Source organism: Varibaculum sp., assembly GCF_008661855.1.
In the GTDB taxonomy this organism is placed as follows: Bacteria; Actinomycetota; Actinomycetes; order Actinomycetales; family Actinomycetaceae; genus Varibaculum; species Varibaculum timonense_A.
In genome coordinates this window covers 1-17,876 of record NZ_RPZY01000024.1, presented here as the reverse complement: position 1 = coordinate 17,876, position 17,876 = coordinate 1, and the positions used below count along the sequence as shown (strand labels likewise).

General features: G+C 51.6%; 15 protein-coding genes, 1 tRNA gene and 1 riboswitch. Of the genes, 5 read left to right on the top strand and 11 right to left on the bottom strand.

The genetic code is table 11. The features are described from left to right. Nucleotides 1–24: 24 nt before the first annotated feature. Nucleotides 25–960 (bottom strand): prephenate dehydratase, encoded by a 936-nt coding sequence (gene pheA / locus QZT94_RS03005; protein ID WP_072510092.1) that lies wholly within the window; start codon nucleotides 958–960, stop codon nucleotides 25–27. Between the two features lie 116 nt (nucleotides 961–1,076). Then, nucleotides 1,077–1,913: a glycosyltransferase family 2 protein gene (locus tag QZT94_RS03000; protein ID WP_296762812.1), complete on the bottom strand. Its 837-nt coding sequence runs from the start codon at nucleotides 1,911–1,913 to the stop codon at nucleotides 1,077–1,079. A gap of 295 nt (nucleotides 1,914–2,208) precedes the next feature. Between QZT94_RS03000 and QZT94_RS02995 the strand changes: the two genes are divergently transcribed. Continuing rightward, nucleotides 2,209–3,927, top strand: coding sequence for a PQQ-binding-like beta-propeller repeat protein (locus QZT94_RS02995; protein ID WP_296762810.1), 1,719 nt, complete (start codon nucleotides 2,209–2,211; stop codon nucleotides 3,925–3,927). On the opposite strand, the gene QZT94_RS02990 is transcribed toward QZT94_RS02995, so the two are convergent. The 7 genes from QZT94_RS02990 to dcd all read right to left on the bottom strand — a co-directional run bounded on the left by QZT94_RS02990 (nucleotide 3,888) and on the right by dcd (nucleotide 11,774). Then, nucleotides 3,888–4,898 (bottom strand): ABC transporter ATP-binding protein, encoded by a 1,011-nt coding sequence (locus QZT94_RS02990; RefSeq protein WP_296762808.1) that lies wholly within the window; start codon nucleotides 4,896–4,898, stop codon nucleotides 3,888–3,890. The genes QZT94_RS02995 and QZT94_RS02990 overlap by 40 nt on opposite strands. Continuing rightward, nucleotides 4,898–6,571 carry an iron ABC transporter permease gene (locus QZT94_RS02985; RefSeq protein WP_296762806.1) on the bottom strand — a complete coding sequence of 558 codons (1,674 nt, stop codon included), beginning with the start codon at nucleotides 6,569–6,571 and terminating at the stop codon, nucleotides 4,898–4,900. The genes QZT94_RS02990 and QZT94_RS02985 overlap by 1 nt, the downstream gene beginning before the upstream one ends. A gap of 4 nt (nucleotides 6,572–6,575) precedes the next feature. Further along, the gene (locus QZT94_RS02980; protein WP_296762804.1) at nucleotides 6,576–7,631 is read right to left on the bottom strand and encodes a thiamine ABC transporter substrate-binding protein; all 1,056 of its coding nucleotides are present in this window, start codon (nucleotides 7,629–7,631) and stop codon (nucleotides 6,576–6,578) included. 39 nt (nucleotides 7,632–7,670) lie between these two features. Further along, nucleotides 7,671–7,771: riboswitch (TPP riboswitch) on the bottom strand. A 78-nt stretch (nucleotides 7,772–7,849) separates the two neighbouring features. Beyond that, nucleotides 7,850–8,119 (bottom strand): DUF4235 domain-containing protein, encoded by a 270-nt coding sequence (locus QZT94_RS02975; RefSeq protein WP_296762802.1) that lies wholly within the window; start codon nucleotides 8,117–8,119, stop codon nucleotides 7,850–7,852. A 51-nt stretch (nucleotides 8,120–8,170) separates the two neighbouring features. Beyond that, nucleotides 8,171–9,889, bottom strand: a complete 1,719-nt coding sequence (locus QZT94_RS02970) for an MDR family MFS transporter (RefSeq protein ID WP_296762800.1) — start codon at nucleotides 9,887–9,889, stop codon at nucleotides 8,171–8,173. Between the two features lie 141 nt (nucleotides 9,890–10,030). After that, nucleotides 10,031–11,182 (bottom strand): hypothetical protein, encoded by a 1,152-nt coding sequence (locus QZT94_RS02965; protein WP_072510100.1) that lies wholly within the window; start codon nucleotides 11,180–11,182, stop codon nucleotides 10,031–10,033. Continuing rightward, the gene (gene dcd / locus QZT94_RS02960) at nucleotides 11,175–11,774 is read right to left on the bottom strand and encodes a dCTP deaminase (protein ID WP_270624955.1); all 600 of its coding nucleotides are present in this window, start codon (nucleotides 11,772–11,774) and stop codon (nucleotides 11,175–11,177) included. The genes QZT94_RS02965 and dcd overlap by 8 nt, the downstream gene beginning before the upstream one ends. A 263-nt stretch (nucleotides 11,775–12,037) precedes the next feature. Between dcd and glpA the strand changes: the two genes are divergently transcribed. Genes glpA through QZT94_RS02945 form a run of 3 tightly spaced genes read left to right on the top strand, consistent with a single transcriptional unit; the run spans nucleotide 12,038 to nucleotide 16,168 of the window. Next, the gene (gene glpA, locus QZT94_RS02955; RefSeq protein ID WP_296762796.1) at nucleotides 12,038–13,684 is read left to right on the top strand and encodes an anaerobic glycerol-3-phosphate dehydrogenase subunit GlpA; all 1,647 of its coding nucleotides are present in this window, start codon (nucleotides 12,038–12,040) and stop codon (nucleotides 13,682–13,684) included. After that, nucleotides 13,681–14,928, top strand: a complete 1,248-nt coding sequence (gene glpB, locus QZT94_RS02950; RefSeq protein WP_296762794.1) for a glycerol-3-phosphate dehydrogenase subunit GlpB — start codon at nucleotides 13,681–13,683, stop codon at nucleotides 14,926–14,928. Before glpA ends, glpB begins: the two co-directional genes overlap by 4 nt. After that, nucleotides 14,921–16,168: an anaerobic glycerol-3-phosphate dehydrogenase subunit C gene (locus tag QZT94_RS02945; protein ID WP_296762792.1), complete on the top strand. Its 1,248-nt coding sequence runs from the start codon at nucleotides 14,921–14,923 to the stop codon at nucleotides 16,166–16,168. The genes glpB and QZT94_RS02945 overlap by 8 nt, the downstream gene beginning before the upstream one ends. Before the next feature lie 66 nt (nucleotides 16,169–16,234). Here the strand turns inward: QZT94_RS02945 and QZT94_RS02940 are convergent, their stop codons facing one another. Next, on the bottom strand, nucleotides 16,235–16,645 hold the full coding sequence (locus QZT94_RS02940) for an NUDIX domain-containing protein (RefSeq protein WP_296762790.1): 411 nt from the start codon (nucleotides 16,643–16,645) through the stop codon (nucleotides 16,235–16,237). Nucleotides 16,646–16,779: 134 nt separating this feature from the next. Between QZT94_RS02940 and QZT94_RS02935 the strand changes: the two genes are divergently transcribed. After that, a tRNA-Gly gene (locus QZT94_RS02935) sits at nucleotides 16,780–16,850 on the top strand. Between the two features lie 212 nt (nucleotides 16,851–17,062). On the opposite strand, the gene rhuM is transcribed toward QZT94_RS02935, so the two are convergent. Continuing rightward, nucleotides 17,063–17,569, bottom strand: coding sequence for a RhuM family protein (gene rhuM / locus QZT94_RS02930; RefSeq protein ID WP_296773153.1), 507 nt, complete (start codon nucleotides 17,567–17,569; stop codon nucleotides 17,063–17,065). Between the last annotated feature and the right edge of the window lie 307 nt (nucleotides 17,570–17,876).

Here is a 17,876-nt window from a genome sequence, read left to right as displayed (position 1 = left end):
GTAGCTTCCACCCAATTTGCTCGCCTATTTACGTAAAATCGAGTCTACCCAGCCTCTTGCCCGCCTAAAATCAGTGTCCCCCGTGCGCGGGGCATGATCATTTCGCATCTGATCGGCGCGAGCGTATGAACCCAAGAAACGTAAATCCTCACTAATGCGATATAAACCGCGTAACGCCGACTGTACGCGTTCTTCCCTAATATGTCCGTCAAGGTCGATACTGAAAACATAACGCCCAGCTTGCCCCGCTAAGGGACGGGATTCAATCCGGCTAAGGTTAATTCCTCGCGCCGAGAATTGTTGCAACATTTCGAGGAGGGCGCCAGAACGATAGTCATTAGGTAAACGCACTTGAATCGTAGTTTTATCCGCTCCACAAGGATCGGGGACGTGACCGGGATTGGCTAGTTCCACAAATCTGGTTACCGCCCCATGATTGTCGGCCACGTCCTCGAATAGAGCAGTTAGCCCATAGGAGAGGACGGCCGCGGAGGAAGCTAAAACCGCTTGGAAGGAGGCGGTTTCCTCCTCGGCAAGTATCCGGGCTGATTCTGCGGTAGAGGTGGTGGCTACGTGAACCACGTTCGGCAAGTTATCGGCAACCCAGTTTCGACACTGCGCCCAAGCATGGGAGTGGGTGCCAATCCGTCTAATTTCGCTCAGCTGGGTACCGGGACGCACCCCTAATGTGAACCCGACCGGGACTATCATTTCTGCCACAATCTGCAAACGTTTGTCCCAACCCAGGGAATCAAGAGTGGCGCTTACTCCCCCTTCGATGGAGTTTTCAATCGGAACCACTGCCCGCTGCGCTTTACCGTCGCGCACCATATCCATGGCTAGGCGCTCCCCAGCGCAGGGAAACAGCTGGGCATTGTCTGGCGCTACTTGCAGTAACGCCTGGTGGCAGAAAGTTCCTACTGGCCCTAAGAACGCATAGCTTGTTACTGAAGCACTCATCTCCACTTCCTTTTTCACTGCTATCACGATACTAGGAAAATGTTACTCACCCTTAGCGAGCCAAAAGAATATGCCTGCGCAAAACGCGGCGCGCAGCGAGCCGCCCTGGCATATTGTCATAGTGTCTTTTCGGACTCGGGTATCTGCTCACGGTGAGCGACCCGATAAACCATTCCTGGTTTTTGGTTTAGCGCCGCTTCCAAAAACTTGCGGCGTTTAATATGAACCCGGCGAGCCCGGAGCTTTAGTACTGCTTTCAACACGTCAATAAACTGGTGCAGGCGGTGCATTTGGGATTTAAAATCTCGCCGACTAACGCGGTGGGTAAAGTTTACGGGAACTTCTTTAACCGCAAACCCGGCTGTGATTAAGCTGATGGTCATGTCGGTTTCTACTCCCCACCCTGCTGCCAGGGGTACAGCAGCTTGGAAAGCAGCGCTGGTTAGGCAACGTTGTCCAGAGAGAGGAGCTTGCGGATTCCAGCCAGTAGTGCGCCTAATAGCCCACTTAGATAGCCCCAGCACAAATCCGTGACCGCCCGCACCTGCCGGCTTGGGTAAAACCGCAATCGTACAATCTGCCTCGCCTTTAAGTACTGGCTCTATCAGTGGGGCTGCCTCGGCAGCACTTTCCCCTAAATCAGCGTCAAGGAAGAGTAGTAACGGAGGAGTTTTCCCCCTAATAGCCCGCATGGCAACCACTTTCGCCCCAGTTTCCATTGAAGAGGCTTTACCTCTGGTGACGGTATGACGGACAGTAACTGCACCCGCTTGGCGAGCAATCTCACGAGTGTCATCAGCTGAACCGTCATCTACTACTACGATTAGTTCCAGATTAACGAAAGGCAGGGCTTTTACCGCCCGAACAGTCATCCCAATCCGCTCGGCTTCGTCCTTGGCGGGAATAATTACCGCTACCCGCGGGGTTACCTGTTTACCTGGATTTTCATGCATATGTTGCCTCAGTTGCACCTAGTCTTTAGGCTCAAACTTTATGGTTACATTCTAACCATAAATAGGCTACTTCTGAATCGCTTTACCCCTGCTTGAATTAAAAAACAGGTTTATATTTTCGCGGTGCACGTCGTAACTTTGAAACCCGGTAGATAACTATGCCATATCTTATTTTCTTTCTTGTTTTTCACTCGTTTAGTTCCTCAAACCCTATCCTCTGCTGCTAGTGTCGATAAAGAACAGCAGCGGGTTAAACTTAACTAAGTTAGATTTCACTTAGAGGAGGGAGGATTGGGTGGCTAGCTCTGGGCGCATAAAACGTAGACTGTTTCGGCTAGTCGTAACGATTCTTACTCTGATGCTAGTGGCAATCATCAGTGGAGCAGCTTTTTTGTGGTTCCGTTATTCTGCTCGCCAGGCGGCTGCTACCGGTTATTTCAAAACGAAACCGGCATTAGAGGAAGACTTTCAAGCCAATGCCTATGGAATCAGCACCTTTGTTCCCCTCCTTGGTCAGCAAACCCCACTAGAACCCGTAACTTACGGTGAATACCGCGTTATGGCTGGGGTTACCAAAACTGGCAGTGGAGCCATTGTACAACTGGCAGAAAACGGCACTTCTAGCTGGTCAGTTGATTTGAACGCCCCCTTAACTGCCTGTGCCCGCCAACCCATCGGAGGAAAATCAGGAGATAATCGTTTCCTACCCTGTCTTTACCGCTCTGGAAATGGTTCCGGTATCGCCATGGTTGATTTAAAAATGGGTACTGCCAAGTGGATTTGGGAATCTAGCGACTATTACGTAAATATCGCCACCGAAGGCACTCAAATAGTGTTGGTTGGTGACGATCTTTCTCTGCTGCGTCTATCTGAGCAAGGTGAACAATTAACCGAGGGTCTACTTTCCCAAAAGCCCTCTGACCCGCAGTTCCAACCTGATGTTGGCGGATGTAGTCTCGATGGCAACCCTACGCGAGAGGCTCCCGAAAGTTTTGAAACTTTCTCGCAAACACTTTGGGTTATCGGTCACAAAGGAATCAATTACCTGGTAGACCCGGAAACTAATCAGATTCAAGTGGCAAGCCCCGGAAGAATCATCCGAAATGCTGACGATACCGCCTGGGCACTCAGCCCTAAGGACGGTTGTGTCCGTTCCTTCTTTATTCAGCCTCAACGCGGTCATGTCAGCATCCTACCCGAGGGAACAACCGTCCCAGCTGACAACTCGGGTCACTTGACAGAGATGGTACAAAAGGGCGGAAAGCTCTTTAGAATGGATTGGACGACACTTCGATCCCTACGAGCGGTTTTTAACGATAGCGAGATGAAGCTTCAGACCGGCAGCCAAATTTTACAGACCCCAAATGCCCTATATATTGCGAGCAACAAAGAATTGGAATGCTATTCCCGCAAAAATGGTGCGCAACTCTGGTCTTTTGGTGAAAATGTTAAAGATTTGCGAATACATCAAGACATTTTGCTTTACACCACCGAAAACGGGCAGTTAAAGGCAGTTTCTACCGCCGATGGTATTGAGCTATGGAGTCAGGAAATCTCCGAGAATTCTCGTCTAGAACCCATAAAAGACACTAAACAAATACGCACCCTCAGCCCCCAGGGATTACGGTCTTGGGGAGTGCACTCCCAGGAAAACTATTCAATAGCTAAAGGCGCTGCGAATCCGATTACCTCAGCAGAACCAGGTCTAACCTTCCCGGTTGATTCCTGTATCCGGGTCAGTAATGTAGATGGTTCTGGCAGTTCCTACCAGGTGAACTTTTCTCGTGTTTCCTGCAAATTAGAGGGCGCAGAAAAGATTGTCCGGGTTATTGATACCGGGCAGATTGAACGGGGAAAACCCGCGAAAGACTACATCAGCAAATGCCTGGAAGATTCCAAGGCTACCAGCGCTATCACGGTAACTAGCGCGATTGCTGACCCGAAAATATCTGCCTTGTGTACCGGTCAAGTCGCTCAGGACACTAGCGGTACTACACAGGTTCCATCGCGGTAAATCTGTAGAGCCACCTCTTGATGGGCTTGTTTTTTAGATAGCTGCATCTCCAATCCCGCCTCTGCCTGTCCGCTGTATTCTTCGTTTCCGTGACGCCAAGTTACTTCCGCAAAATACTTTCCGCGTCTTACCCGCAAATTATTGGCTCTAGCCGCTATCCCCTGCCCATCAGTACCCATCCTTAAAGCCCCGGGGGCTAAACCAAGCTCTGTGCCGTCCTCGATTTCAATCCCGAAATCTTTTGCTGCTGCCGGGCTTAAAAACGGGCGGTATCCCAGGAAAGAGGCGGCTACTTTAGAGCCCGGGTGTGTCCAAATTTGTTCGGAGGCATTGGAAACTAGAACCTGCCCTTTGTCCATGATTACGATTTGGTCAGCCAGCGAAAACGCTTCATCTTGATCATGGGTTACATAGATAACCGTTAGTTTCAGGTCACCAATTATTTGGCGCAAAACTATCAAAAGTTCCTCACGCAGGGCTCTATCTAGGGCAGACAAGGGTTCATCAAGCAACAACAGTTCTGGCTGGGCAGCTAGGCAACGCGCCAAAGCCACTCTTTGTGCCTGTCCCCCCGAAAGAGTATCAATATCCCGATCCTCATACCCCGCAAGCCCTACAGTTTCCAGCAATTCTCGAACTTTCCTGCGCCTTTGGGCTTTGGGAAGCTGCGACAGCCCATAGGCTACATTTCCGTAAACATTGCGATTGGGGAAAAGCTGCCCATCTTGAAACATCATCCCGAAGTGACGTTTGTGTACCGCCACTTGCGCCAGGTTGCGTCCTCGCCACAAAATACTGCCCCCAGCCAAAGGTTCTAAGCCCGCAATCGCGCGCAGCAGTGAGGATTTACCGCATCCTGAAGACCCCAGTAGCGCCGTAACCGTACCAAGCGGGACGCTTAGACTAACGTCTTTTACCGCCACTACCTGCCCATATTCGATTCTTGCTTGGGAAATAGTTAAACCGTCCATCAGTATTCACCAACTTTTCGCTTTCGCAGCGCCTCCACCGCGCTCATTATTGCCGAACAGGTCAGACACAGAATGACCGCTGCCGCCATTGCCATTCCGTTTTCGGCTGGTCCAGCACTGCCGGAAAGTTTATAAATCATCACCGGCAAGGTTAAAGATTCGGGAAGTACCAAGAAAGATGCCGCCCCGAACTCGCCAAAACATACCGCGAAAGCAAAACCGAAAGCTACTACCAGGGCACTCCAAATATAGGGACCATCAATAGTTAAGAAAACACGCAAAGGTCGCGCCCCCAAGGTGGCGGCGGCTTCTCGCAGGCGGGGATTTACGGTTTGCAAAATAGGACGCATTAGCCGGATAACCAGCGGTGAGGCTCCCAGGGCTTGCGCTATCGGTAATAGGAAGGGGCTTTCTGCCAAATCCCAAGGGGGAGCTGCCAAGGTAATAAGGAAACCTAAACCAATAACTACACTGGAAACCCCCAGGGGCAGCATATTTAGCGAGTCGAATATCTCGGCTGCTTTTTGCAGATGCTGGTTGCGGTAGTAGCGACTGGTTACGGCTGCCACTAAAGCTCCTAGCAGGGTGGATACTATTGCCCCGATGAATGCCGTCCGCAGTGAAACCCCCAGAGAATTGATTACCGGTTGTTCTATCAAAATGGAGGCATCGGCGCGCGTAAGGTCGAGATAGTTTTGCAATGTCCACTGTCCGCGACGACGGAATGAACGGGTAATTACTTGAGCCATGGGCATGACTATCAGCAGCATTATCACCGCGACAGCTCCGGCAATTGCGAAATAGTGCCACCCTTTTGCGGTGCGAACATTTTCAACAGTTTTAAGTCTTGTGTTAGTGCGAGCCTTGTTTTGGAAATACTGGGAAACACTCAGCGCCAGCACCACCATGATTACCTGCAACATGGCTAATACCGCTGCGGAAGCTAAATCTAAATCAATTGAGGTTGTTTGATAGATTTGGCTCTCCAAAGTCGATACTCCGATACCTCCCAGTATCATTACCAGCGAATAGGACGAGCAGCAGTAAAGAAACACCAGGGAGGCTCCGGAGGCGATTGCCCCTAGTAGTTGCGGAAAAGTTACGGTAAAAAATGCTCTAGTTGGGCTCGCTCCCAGAGTGCGGGCTGCTTGCGGGGCGCGTCCAGTAAGACGTGCCCACACGGGCCCCACAGTGCGCACTATCAGAGAAACGTTGTAAAAGACCATCGCTAAGATAACGGCTCCTTTAGTGCCGTCCAGCTCTAAGAACGCTATCCAGCCTCCCTCAGAGAGCAAAGCTTTAAAGGCTGCCGCAACCCCGATAGTGGGCAGGACAAATGGGATAGTTACCAGTGCCCGCAGAATGGTTCTAAAAGGAAAATCAAGACAATAAAGCACCCAGGAAAGAGGTAATCCGACCAGCACCGAGATTACAGTTCCCCCTATCGCCATAAACAGGGTGTCAGCGATGGCTCGCCAAGTGAGCGAATCCGAGATTACCCGCCACCAGGTTGTGAGGTAGCCACTTTCTTCCGCCTGACCAACCCCCAACCATAGGAGTGCCAGTACCGGATAGAAGAAGCAAAACGCCAAAAATAGGGCGGGAATAACGGTCGCCAGGACGAGCATTGCTCGTCCTGGCGTGACCGATAAGGTACTGGGTTTTATCGACAATCCGCTATCCTAGTACCGCCTGTACCTGGCGAATCCATTCAGCACGGTTACGTTCAACTTCCAGCACATCTAATTGCTGCTCATTGTGGGGACGGGGGGCGAACTTTTCTAGCTTCGGATCTAGTTTTACCTGTTCATCAATGGGATAGGTGATATTTTCGGTCATAATAGCATTCTGACCTTCCTGACTATATAGCCAGGTCAATACTTTTTCAGCTCCCGAAGCGTTCTTCGCTCCTTTTAGCACTGCCCCGTATTCGACTGCCGGGTAACAGGTTCCCTCGATATTGGCAGTCGGAGCAGATTTACCGTCCTCAGATACGGACCAGTAGGGAGAAGAAGAATAGGACATGACAATTGGGTATTTACCTTTGCCCTCCCCCTGGGTGAATTCTTGATTATAGGCTTCGTCCCAGGTGTTTACGGCTTTAGCTCCATTAGCTACCAGGTTCTTCCAGTATTGCAGGAAGCCATCGGCTCCTTTTTGTTGTACGGTTGCCAGCAGCATCCCCAACCCGGTGTCAGATTTGGCGGGATTTTCTACCACCGTCAATCCCTTATATTCAGGTTTTAGTAGTTCATCATAGTTTTGAGGAACTTTTAAGTTGTGGGTCTTGAAATAGTCAATATCGTAGTTGGCGCACACATCGGAGCGGTCTAATGGAAGCGCTCCATCAGCCTGTTTAACCAGGTATTTTTCTGCTGAAGCGGGAACTTTCACCTTATTGGGCGCTATTACCCCTGCTTTCGCAACTTTCACAATGTTATTGGCAGTTAGACCAACTGCCATATCCCCGAGCGGTGAATCTTTCCGCAAAATCAGTTTGGAATCAAGCGTTCCGGACTCCTCACCATTTAATAGCTTAATATCTTGTCCAGTTGCCGCTTTTGCTTTGGCTAATGCCTCTTTACCCAGCGTCCAGCTACCATTGGTAACAATAGTTACAGTGCCGCTATCACTTTTAGCTTCGCTAGAGTTTTTTTCACTCCCGCAGCCACTTAATCCCAGAGCAAGTGCCCCGGCTGCCAGTACTGATGCAAATTGCGCTAGTTTGCGCATGGTTCTCCCTCCATTCAATTAGGAGGGGACTTGCCTATGCAAGTAAGAGACTCGACTCCCTGCGCCAGCATTACCTGGTTCAGGTGCGAGGGTCTGTCCCCTGGGACACTCTCAGCCTTTCGGCTCCCCTGTCGTTACTGTCAGGTAGAAGCCTATCACCAGTAGGGTTTCCCCTTAAAAGGTGAGCATTACTGACTTTCGCCCCAGTTAGTTAAACCCTAGTTGCCGAGCTCTAAAGGATCTTTATCGCGTCCTCCGTACCAGCTGTTTGCCCGCCGCATAGCTGCACGTTGAATCAAGGTAACCGCTACTCCCGAGATAGCAGCAAAAATAACGACTTCCAGCAGAGAGGCTTGAGCAGCCTCTTCGCCGTCCTGGGGCGGCTTATGTCCGGTAACCAGTTTCCATGCAGAGTTAATAACCAGGTTAGCTACCAGTCCGGCTCCTGCCAGGCTCACGGCGCTTGCTGCTTTCCACCCAATATCCATTATTTACCTTTCCTGCTTGTTTATTATCTCTAAACTTACCTCATGAGGCTCTTACGCTTGTAAATCTGCCTCGCCCTCGCCTTGAGTTTTACTACCTGCCGAATCTGAATCAGGAGTACTGTTTTTAGAGGTCTTACGAACTTTATTGCGTCCCCACCTAGACAGCTCGTGGCTTACGTTATCTTTTTCGAGGGCGCGGCGCACTAACTCGCGTTCTTTCTCGCTTGCCTGGTGATTTTGGGTATTCTCGGCGTATTCAGAAATCAGCTCGCTCCCTTTCATTAAGGATACACAAACCAGACCTATCAGGGAAAGTACCAGCAGCGGCACAAAAATATCCCCCAAAGCATTCGCATAGGCATCGCGGACAACCTGTTGTTGAGCTGCATTGAGTTTATCTAACTCCAGGGTAGATAGGTTGGCTATCGCGGATGATTTGTCACCCAGCTTCGCCATCCCGACAGCTACCCGATTAGCAATCTCCCAGGTAAATACGAAACCGCAGATTTGTATCCCAATTGCCCCTCCCATAGAGCGACAGAAAGTAACCGTGGAGGTTGCTGCCCCCATATCGCGCAGTTTCACTCCGTTTTGTACCGCGAGCACCAGGTTTTGCATACTGGCACCTTGTCCAGCCCCCAGCAGGAACATTCCTAGGGCACTAAACCAGTAGGGGCTGTTTTTATCAATCAGGGTGATAAAGAAAATCCCCACACACATCACTACGAAACCGCCGACCACAAACCGTTTCCAGCGCCCTATTCGAGAAACCAATAACCCGATTAAAGTGGAGGCGATAAAGGTACCGACCATACCCGGCAGTAGCGCCATCCCCGCGAGTGCCGGATTCATACCTTTAGCGATTTGGAAGAACTGGGTAAAAAACAGCGGAGGAGCATTAAGTGCGGTTCCTACCGAGATTGACCCCAGAATTGCCAGCAAGGTGGTGCGCTTGGTAAACATCCACATTGGTATCACCGGTTCTGGAAAATGTAGCTCCCAAAGCACAAACAACACCACAAACAGCCCCGATAGGGCGAGCATCACCCCGGTTTGCCAAGAGTTAAATTCAAAGGCTTTACCAGCTAGGGAAAGCCAGATCAGAGAGGTCGATACGGCAGCAGTTATCAGCCCAGTCCCCACAAAATCGATACGTGGTTTCGAGATTTGCGCAGCCGGAACTTTCAAAAAACGCCATAGCACCGCCATCGCAGCCAGGGAAAACGGAACCGAAACCCAAAGACACCAGCGCCAACCCAGCCACGGGGTAGCCACAATAAACCCTCCAACCAAGGGACCAGAGATATTGGAGATGGCCATGACTGCCCCGATATAGCCGTTATAGCGTCCGCGCTCGCGCGGGGGAATAATCAAAGCCATGACCACTTGGGTGAGCGACATAATCGCCCCCATGCCTAACCCCTGCACAATGCGGGTGAAAATCAGTTGCCAAGCCTCGGTAACCGCCCCCGAAAGCAGAGACCCTAAAGTAAACAGCCCGATTGCCCCCATCAAGAGTTTCTTCGAGTCATACATATCTGCCAGTTTTCCCGAAACCGGGGTTGCCACCGTAGAGGCCAGCATCATGGCAGTAACTATCCAGGTGTATTGAGCTTCAGTGCCATGCAGCGCCGCCATCATAGTTGGCAGCGCAGTCCCGATGATGGTTACTGACATTACTGCCACAAACAACACCATTAAAAGACCTGACAGTACTTGTAGAACCTCCGAAGAGTTACCGGGGGAAGCTGCCTTATTTTTCGAAAACATTTAACACCTCAGCTAGCACAATTACCGCTAAAGTCTAGTCCTATCAGGCATTATTTCGCTAGTTTGTCAGCTACTTGGACACCGGATGATGCCGGAAGCTATCTTTAAACGTCGGCGCTAGTCCCCATGAGGCAGAAGTTTCTAAGTCCAGGTGATTAAGAATGAGTCGTCATCGACTACGCTACCGTCACTAATGCGTGCTAGTAGGCGAGCCGCGTCCTCAAAAGCATTAATTACCTTTAGACGCGCTACCCGTTCTATGCGGCTCAGACGTCTACGCCCCATAGGTTCACTAAGCCATTGTAGCTGGTAGCTAGCAAAAGGCTGCCCCTGGTGCGGATGGAAACGCAAAGATGAGGGTAGCTGCAGGCTGGTTTGAACACCAACGCAAAAATCTGCGCCCTTCCCCACAGAACCATAGAGGGCATAGGCTTCGCTGTTTCTTAAATCAAAACCAACTTCCTTATCGAAAGCTGCTGCTTCTGCCGCTATCCGCTGGAGTTCTTTCTCACCCAGTTGGGCTTTAACCAGTTCTTCAGCTTCCCGATTCGCTCGCTCGACACGGCGAGTAGGTTCTTTGAGCTGCTCCCCGTCCAAGCTAAGCTCCCCCAACACTGGATTTAACAGCGACTTTAACTGTTCAATCTCTATCCAATAGGGCGAATAGACCGTTAGATTTACCGCCGAATCCGGGTCTGGTGAAAGTAGCTCGGCTGAAGAATCTTTCGCCCGATTACCCGGCCCAATCCGCAAACTTCCCCCGAGGCGGCGGCAAATTGCCAATAGACCACTGAGTACTTCATATTCCAAACCAATCGGCTCACTGGCAGCGAAAGCATCGGTCAGGGAATCAGCTCCCTGTAACTCGGGGGCAAGAGCGCCTGCCCGTTGGCGCGGACAGTCAAGACGAAACGCGATTCCACAGCCGGAGGGTAGCTGCAAAATTTTGCGATTTTCCTGATTCAAACTGAAAGGACCACACAGCTGTGCCTGCCCGCTAAGACGCAACCTGCCGGGAGCAATCCAAGCTGCGTCCTCCCAAAGAGAAACCGCGAGTGCTTCGACTTCTTCACCGCCAACCCCAGCGGGAAAAACTACCAGCTGGCTGCACCCCACCTCGGTAAATTCAGTTGTCGGAAGCGCTCCCTGGCTGAGCATCAACGATGCACCTGGGTTAATCGCTGCCACTTGGTTTTGTGACTGTACCCCTTGCTTGGTTACCCGTAGCGCAGGGATTTTACCGGTCTCAACCCGCGCAAAGGTAGAGGTATCGGTAAGGGGATTATCACTCACTGCCGTTTTCCATCTCCGGCACTTGGGTACGGTCAAATCGCAGGTAGGAGCGTGAGGCAGTCGGTCCGCGCTGCCCCTGGTAGCGAGAACCACGTTCAGCTGACCCGTAGGGTATTTCTGCAGGTGAGGATAGTTGGAAGAAACAGAGCTGACCGATTTTCATCCCTGGGTAAAGCAAAATCGGCATCGTGGCAGTGTTCGATAGCTCCAAGGTGACGTGACCGTTAAAGCCAGGGTCGATAAATCCGGCAGTGGAATGGGTCAGCAACCCCAGGCGTCCTAGGGATGATTTGCCCTCTAGGCGGGCGGCCACATCATCTGGTAAATGAACCCGTTCAAGAGTAGAGCCGAGTACAAATTCTCCCGGGTGGAGCACGAATGGGTCATCACCGCCCACATCCACCAGGTGGGTGAGGTCGTCTTGGGGCAGAGCCGGGTCGATTACCGAGTATTTGTGGTTATCAAATAGACGGAAATAGCGATCCAGACGCACATCAATAGAGGCTGGCTGAATCATTGCCGAATCATAAGGATCAATTTCGACTTTCCCGGATGCGCATAGCCGGGAGATATCGCGGTCAGATAAAAGCATGGTTTTAGTTTATCGCAGGGCGGTTAGCTGTTTGGATTCTGCCGTATTCTCACTTCCTATACCCCTGGAAAACTTGAAAACTAAGGTGCAGGTTTTTGAGAGGACGTGTACCTGCCCGAAGCGCGCGCGTGAATATGTGCAAACTGAGCACTATCCGGGAAAGAAAAATGCTCGCGATATACGCTGAAAAAGTCGCAGGAAGAAATCTGAGGCAATCATTTGAAGCGTGGCAGCGAAGCCACGGTCATTTCTGGAGGCATAGGGTGAGAAAACTAGAAGTCGATGTGGTGGTGATTGGTGGCGGAGCCACCGGGAGCGCCGTTGTACGCGACGTGGCTATGCGAGGATTCAAAGCTGCACTGGTAGACAGGGTGGATTTAGCCCAGGGCACTACCGCCAGGTTCCACGGTTTACTCCATTCCGGAGGACGCTACGTAAAGTCAGATCCCGAATCTGCTACTGAATGCGCACAAGAGAATACCGTTTTACGCACCATAGTCCCCCATTCAATTGAAGATACTGGCGGACTGTTCGTTACTACCTCGAAAGATAGCGAAGAGCACGCGGATATTTTCCTAGAATGCGCTAATAAAACCAAAGTTCCCGCCTACGAGATTTCGTCTGCCGAAGCCTTGAAACGAGAACCTCGCCTTGACCCCAAGTTAAAAAGAGCATTCGTGGTAGAAGATGGAACCATTGATGGCTGGAAAATGGTTTGGGGATTTGCCCACTCCGCTAAAGAATATGGCGCCAAAATCCTCCCCTACCACTGGGTTACCGGTATTGAAGTTACCAATGGGGCAGTCAGTGCCGTAAAATGCGAAGACCACAAGCACGGCGGCGAAGAAGTAGTAATAGACTGCAAGTTTGTTATTAACTGTGGCGGCCCCTGGGCAGGTGAAATCGCCGCTCTGGCCGGTTGCCATGATGTGAACGTGGTTCCGGGTGCCGGGATTATGATTGCTATGAATCACCGCATCTGCCAACACGTAATTAACCGTTGTATCTATCCTTCTGACGGGGACTTGATTGTTCCTGCCCATCAGGTGGCGATTATCGGCACCACCGACCAGGTAGCACCCAGCGCAGACTTCCTACAAATAAAAGACCAGGAAGTCCAGCAAATGCTAGATGCCGGGGACGCCCTCTTGCCGGGATTCCGCCATTCTCGTCCTCTGCACGTATGGGTAGGGGCTCGCCCACTGGTTAAAGACAACCGGGTGGCAGCTACGGATTCGCGCCATATGTCCCGCGGAATGTCAGTTATGGATCATGAAGAACGCGATGGAGTCAAGGGAATGCTTACCGTGGCGGGTGGCAAACTAACTACCTGTCGCTTGATGGCCGAACGCACCGTAAACATTATGTGCGACCTTATGAAGGATGAGCGTGCTTGTCGCACCGCCCAGGAAGCGGTTCCCGAGCAAGAGAACTCCCGGCAACATCGGCTGACTGACCGATTAGAGGCGCGAGAACAGCATTGGAACAAGGATCAGATTATTTGCGAATGCGAACTGGTATCCCGGCGAATGGTGGAAGAAACCATTCAGGAATTCCCGAATGCCTCTCTCGATGACCTGCGCCGGCAACTGCGCATTGGGATGGGACCGTGCCAAGGCGGATTCTGCTCCATGCGTTGCGCCGGCATCGTTAATGAGCAGGGCGCAGCCTCGGTTGAGCGGGCAACCAACATGATTTCCCTATTTATGAAGAATCGTTGGATTGGAATTAAACCGATTCTTTTCGGAGAATCTGCTCGCGAAGCCGCCCTAGATAACTGGATTATGCAGGGCATTTTCGACTTGGAGCATGCACCTGGCAAAGGCCAACTGAGCGAGGTTGCTCTCAATCCGGTCGAGCAAGAACGCGATAAACATGAACGTGAAGCCGTAAAGGAGGCACTAGCGTGAGAGACGTAGTAGTAATCGGGGCTGGTCTTTCCGGTCTTAGCGCTGCGCTTCGGCTGCTTAAGGCGGGGCGGGAAGTTGATTTAATAACCAAGGGGATTGGGGGCATCCAGCTCGGTCAAGGCACTATTGACCTGTATGGATACGGTTCAGAGCGGGTAGATAATCCTCTCGCGGTGATCGAAAAGTTACCCCAGTCCCACCCTTACGGGAAACTGGGCTCGCAGGCAGTAACCGATTCTGCTAACTGGCTGAAAGAGCAGCTAGGGGCAGATTTGCTGACCGGCAGCCCTGATAAGAACGTATTCTTGCCTACCTGTCTGGGTGCTTGGCGTCCCACCTGCCTATCCCAACCGTCAATGCTGGCGGGCGCTCCCGAGGACGGAAAGAGGTACGTAATCGTGGGACTGCGCCGCCTCAAGGATTTTTATCCCCAATTGGTAGCTGAAAATCTGGAAAAGGAAGAGATTCCCGGCGGGGGTAAGGTTTCGGCTCGCCATATCTGGATAGATATCCCGGTACGCCCGGGCGAAGCCGACACTTCCGGTTTGAACTTCGCGCGCGCCCTCGACACCGAAGATTTCCGCGCCAAATTCTGTGACCAGGTTAAACGCTATTTGAAAGACGGGGAGGTAGTTGGTTTCCCCGCGGTGTTGGGTTTGAAGAATCATAGCGCCTGGAAGGACATCTCTCGCCGCCTGGGACATGAGGTATTTGAAATCCCGATTCTTCCGCCCTCGATTCCGGGAATGCGTATCAATGAGACTCTCACCCAAATGGTACGAGACCTGGGAGTACGCTACATTATCGGCAGTGAAGTGACGGGGCTAAACGTTAGTGATGGCCGGGTTGAATCCGTGACCTTTGATTCTGCCGGTTCAGAGACCACCCTTAAAGCTAACCACTTCATCTACGCTGGTGGCGGCTTTGAATCCGGTACTTTAAAGGTAGATTCTTACTGGAATGTGTCTGAACGCGCCTTTAATTTACCGCTCGCAATCCCGAGCGGACCGCTGGTACACGAGGACTATTGGGGGCCAGACCAGCCCCTGTTCGAAGTGGGGGTTGAGGTCGATTCGCAGATGCGAGTACTGGACGCCTCCGGGAATCCGCTATATCAGAACCTTTATGCCGCTGGCGGTTTGCTCGCGGGAGCCACTCGTTGGCGGGAAAAGTCCGGCGACGGCATTGCTTTAGCTTCCGCTTTTAGGGCTTGTGAGACGATTTTGGGGGATACCAATGACTAAGGATTTACGTAATAAACCCGAGTTTAATCCGTTAATGCGCGCCAGTTTAGATGCTTGCGTCAAATGCACGATTTGTGAAACTCAATGCCCGGTAGCAGCGGTCACTCCCCTTTTTCCGGGACCAAAATATGTAGGACCGCAGGCGGAGCGTTTCCGCAAGGGAATGTCGGTTGATCACACTATTGATTACTGCTCCAGCTGCGGGACTTGTACCTTGGTCTGTCCGCAGGGCGTGAAGGTTGCTGAACTCAACAACGTTGCTCGCGCCGCGATGAAGCAGCAAAATGGTCGCCCGCTGCGTGACGTACTGATCTCTAACACTATGTTTATGGGCAAGGCGATGACCCCGGTGGCGCCGCTGGCGAACTGGGCGCTCCGGCAAAAACCGATTCGTCAGATTGTAGAGAAGACTTTCGGGATTCACCATGAAGCGCCAATGCCGGTAGCCGACGGGTTCAGTTTTGAAAAATGGTTCAAGAAGCATACCCGCACCGCTCCGGCTCCCACTAAGGGCAAGGTAGTGTTCTTCCATGGTTGTGCAGGGGAATTCTTTGAAACTACTACCTCGATTCGTTCAGTGCAGATTCTCGAGCACCTGGGATATGAGGTTCTGGTACCGCCTCATGGTTGTTGCGGATTGGCGCAACAGTCTAACGGTCTCTATGACGGGGCGAAGAAGCTGATTCGCAAGCTGGCGCATGATTTGAGTGTTCCGGGAGATGACCTGACAATTATCGGGTCTTCCGGTTCCTGCGTGGGCATGGTCAAGCATGAGGCGCGCGAGATTCTGGGAGTCCAAGATGAGGAGCTCACGCAAGTTTCCCGGCGCATCTGGGATATTTCAGAGTTCCTGCTGGATTTGTATGACCGGGGCGAACTGGATTTGGATAACCTGGAGCCGATGGATCTCACGGTTACCTATCACGCGCCTTGTCAGCTCAAATCCACGGGGATTGGCACCCCAGGCAAGCAGCTGCTGGATAAGATTCCGGGGCTTACGGTTCACGAATCAGGCGCCACCTGCTGCGGGATTGCCGGTACCTACGGTTTGAAGCGGGAAAAATACGATATTGCACAGGCAGTAGGCAAGACCGCTTTTGACAAGATTAAGAGCACTAACTCTGACCTGGTGGTTTCAGACACCGAGACTTGCCGCTGGCAGCTAGAGAAGGGCGGCGGCAAGCCCGCTGTTCACCCGATCTATCTGTTGTTTGAGGCCATGGGGCTAAAAGATAGCTAACGCTAAGCTAGCTGGGGTTTTAGTTCCGGTGGCTTGATATCTATTTTGAGGACGCAGCTAGGCTGGTTATTTCAGGACACGACTTAACGCTTCGGCGATGGGTAAGTCGGGTTCTAACCAGTCTAGCTGCGTTACTTTTTCTGCCGGGCTCCACTGTAAACTTAGGTGCGAATCCCCTGCTTGCAGGGCAGGTAGCTCGCGGGGATGGTAAATCATTACCCGCATTTGCACGCCTTTTAGTAGCGGCCAGTTTCCCGACGGGAGTGGGCCGGGCAAGATTTGTTTCAGCCCAGCAGGAGGAATCTCCCAATCGAGTTCCTCTTTTATTTCCCGCACCAATGCCGCTACCGGTTCCTCACCCTCACGCACTTTCCCGCCCGGTAGCTCCCATTTGCCGCGTAGTTTTTCGGGGTAGGAACGCTGCGCACAGAGTAGTTTGCTATCGCAAATGGCCGCTAGCGCTACTACGAAAGTCATTCATCCCTCCCAGGGATTGATGAGCCCAAGCTTGCCGCTTAGCTCATCGTTTCCGGTCTTTATTCTTACTTTAACCGCTCGTTTTGAGTGGAGCGCCGCTACTGGTTATACTCTAAAGGCGGCTAGATGCCAACGCGGGTGTAGTTCATCGGTAGAACGACAGCTTCCCAAGCTGTAGAGGCGAGTTCGATTCTCGTCACCCGCTCGAAGTGAGGAGAGCAAGCGAAAAGAGCTTGCTCTTTTTGCTTATTCGACGAACGAGGAGGGTAGGCACCGCAGGTGCTACTACCCGCTCTGAGTGAGGATCAGAAATGTGAAAGCTGGCTTTCACATTTCTGATCCGAGCGAAGAAGGGTCGCAGGGAGCGCAGCGACCGATCACCCACTCACAGTCTGGGCTAACGCCCGAATTGTGGGGCTAATGCCCAGCCGTGTGCCCATGCGTGGCGTAATGGAGTTTGTTTTGCACCATCTTAAAAAATGCATTTGACTCAGCACTACGCGGGTCATAGTCAATACTCGTGGCATATAGGTCAAGAACTTGCCGGTACATGACCTTTTCTGAAGAACGAATGTCACGAATACGCTCCAACAGCTCACGCCAATAGGAGCCGCCACCGAAGTTTTTCAACCGCTGATCATCAAGAGCAAAGCCCTTGATCAAATACTCTTTCAGCCGCTCGGTTGCCCACTTGCGAAACTGCGTTGCCGTTTTCGATTTCACCCGGTATCCCAATGAAATAATCATGTCTAGGTTGTAGTGGGTCACCAAGTAGCGTTTGCCGTCGGCGGCAGTTGTTCGGAATTTCCGAACAACTGAATCTTCCTCCAGTTCACCCTCTTCGAAGATACGCTTTATATGCTCACTGAGATTGGATTTTGAGGACTGAAACAACTCTGCCATCTGTGCTTGAGTTAGCCACACCGTTTCCCCTTCAAGATACACCTCAATATCAGCGGCGCTATCAGGGTTTTGGTAAATCAGCCATGAGTGTTTACCTCTCTTTCCGGTAACGAAAGTTATGGGATAATCAGTGAACGAACACGTAAAAAGGGGAAAGGCCATGTATGGGAAAGAACAATGCGCGAGTGCGTAACTGGTTGGTGTTGGTAGCTGTTGGGCTATTATTTGCAGCTATCTGTTTTGCTGTTTTCGGGTTCACGCACGTGGTTTCGCCGGTCACCGCTATTGGAAATGTTGCTGGTTTTCTAATAACTAGCCTGGTTGTAGG

Bases quoted from the DNA above. Each gene is read 5' to 3' on its own strand.
- QZT94_RS02980 (WP_296762804.1), bottom strand. From the start codon at position 7,631: ATGCGCAAACTAGCGCAATTTGCATCAGTACTGGCAGCCGGGGCACTT.
- QZT94_RS02945 (WP_296762792.1), top strand. From the start codon at position 14,921: ATGACTAAGGATTTACGTAATAAACCCGAGTTTAATCCGTTAATGCGC.
- pheA (WP_072510092.1), bottom strand. From the start codon at position 960: ATGAGTGCTTCAGTAACAAGCTATGCGTTCTTAGGGCCAGTAGGAACT.
- QZT94_RS02975 (WP_296762802.1), bottom strand. From the start codon at position 8,119: ATGGATATTGGGTGGAAAGCAGCAAGCGCCGTGAGCCTGGCAGGAGCC.
- QZT94_RS02940 (WP_296762790.1), bottom strand. From the start codon at position 16,645: ATGACTTTCGTAGTAGCGCTAGCGGCCATTTGCGATAGCAAACTACTC.
- QZT94_RS02970 (WP_296762800.1), bottom strand. From the start codon at position 9,889: ATGTTTTCGAAAAATAAGGCAGCTTCCCCCGGTAACTCTTCGGAGGTT.
- QZT94_RS02990 (WP_296762808.1), bottom strand. From the start codon at position 4,898: ATGGACGGTTTAACTATTTCCCAAGCAAGAATCGAATATGGGCAGGTA.
- dcd (WP_270624955.1), bottom strand. From the start codon at position 11,774: ATGCTTTTATCTGACCGCGATATCTCCCGGCTATGCGCATCCGGGAAA.
- QZT94_RS03000 (WP_296762812.1), bottom strand. From the start codon at position 1,913: ATGCATGAAAATCCAGGTAAACAGGTAACCCCGCGGGTAGCGGTAATT.